At 67.2% G+C, this 1,513-nt stretch carries 2 pseudogenes; both read left to right on the forward strand.

Features of this window, described 5'->3' with window-relative positions:
- A pseudogene (locus EOD07_RS33975) lies at positions 1 to 562 on the forward strand (glycosyltransferase family 2 protein); the annotation flags it as partial.
- A pseudogene (locus EOD07_RS33980) lies at positions 552 to 1,503 on the forward strand (glycosyltransferase family 2 protein). The pseudogenes EOD07_RS33975 and EOD07_RS33980, both read left to right, overlap by 11 nt.
- Positions 1,504 to 1,513: the final 10 nt, after the last annotated feature.

A 1,513-nucleotide genomic window follows, 5' to 3' on the forward strand; every position in this document is an offset into this window, starting at 1 on the left:
TTACCGCCATGACGCGCCGGACTGGATGCGGAAGGGCGATTTCCATTCCACCTTGCCGGTCTGGGTGCGCGGCGAGATCCGCACCGGCTACACCTGCAACGTCCTGCTCGCAATGACCGATGCGAGCCTGCGCGGCCGTCGCTTCAGCCTGGCGCGCGGCCAGACCGGCGGCGAGGACACCGAATTCTTCGATGCCATGGTCAAGGCTGGCGGCCGCATCGCTTTTGCGCCTGATGCCTTTGTCGACGAAGTCGTGCCGCGCGCCAGGGCCGCGTTCGACTGGCTGCGCCGCCGCCGTTTCCGCGTCGGCCAGACGCATGGCCATCTGATCGGGCGCGGCGCCGGCGGTTTGCGTCGCGCCTGCCAGGTCGGGCTCGCTTCGGCCAAGGCCGCCTACTGCTTCGGCATGGCGATTTTGACCGCGATCAGCCCGGTGCGACGGAACCGCAGCGTGCTGCGCGGCATTATGCACGTTGGCGTCGTCACCGGTTTGGTCGGCGTCCGCGAAATACGCCAGTACGGACTCACGTCGCCAGAACAAGGGAACAAGCGTGCAGCCTGACGTCAGCTTCGTCATCGCCGCCTATAATGCGGAGGCCACTCTCGACCGCGCCATCGCCGGCGCGATCGCGCAACTTGGCGTCACCGTCGAGGTCATCGTCGTCGACGACCAGTCGCGCGACGGCACGCTGGATGTGGCGCGCGCTTATCCGCAAGATATCGTCAAGGTGGTGACGCTGCCGGCCAATCGTGGTCCGGGCGGCGCCCGCAATGCCGGCCTCGACCTGGCCAGGGGCCGGTGGGTGGCGGTGCTCGATTCCGATGATGCGGTGCTTCCCGACCGCCTGGCCATTATGATCTCCCGCGCCGAAGCGGCGGGCGCGCAAATTGCGGTCGACAATGTCCAGGTCGTGCGCGAGGACGGCACGCCCGACGACACCATGTTTCCGGCCGGCTACCTCGAAGACCTGCGCGAAATCTCGCTGGCCGACTACATCGCCGGCAATCTGGTCTTCGAATCGCGCTTCAATCTCGGCTATCTCAAGCCGATCTTCCAGCGCCGCTTCCTCGACGACAACAGGCTGCGCTACGACGAGAAGCTGCGCATCGGCGAGGACTACATCCTGCTGGCGAGCGCGCTGGCCAGCGGTGGCCGCTGCGTGGTCGAGCCGACCGTCGGCTATATCTACCACATCCGCACCGGCTCGATCTCGCGGGTGCTCGAATTGCATCACGTCGAGGCGATGACGCGCGCCGACGCCGCCTTCGCGGCGGCATACCCCATGGACAGCAGCGCGAAGGCGGCCTTCGCCAGGCGCGGCCGCAGCCTGCGCAAGGCGTCGTCGTTTCTGTCCCTGGTTCAGCACATCAAGGCACGCGCGCCGCTCAAGGCGATCGGCGCGGCGCTCAGGGATCCGGCCGCGATCGGGCATATGTCGATGCCTATCGCGGTTCGGCTCAGAAGGGTTGCGGCGCAAGTTCGCCGTCGGGGCGGGGAGATGAAGCATGCGGG

Source organism: Mesorhizobium sp. M2C.T.Ca.TU.002.02.1.1, from assembly GCF_003997225.1.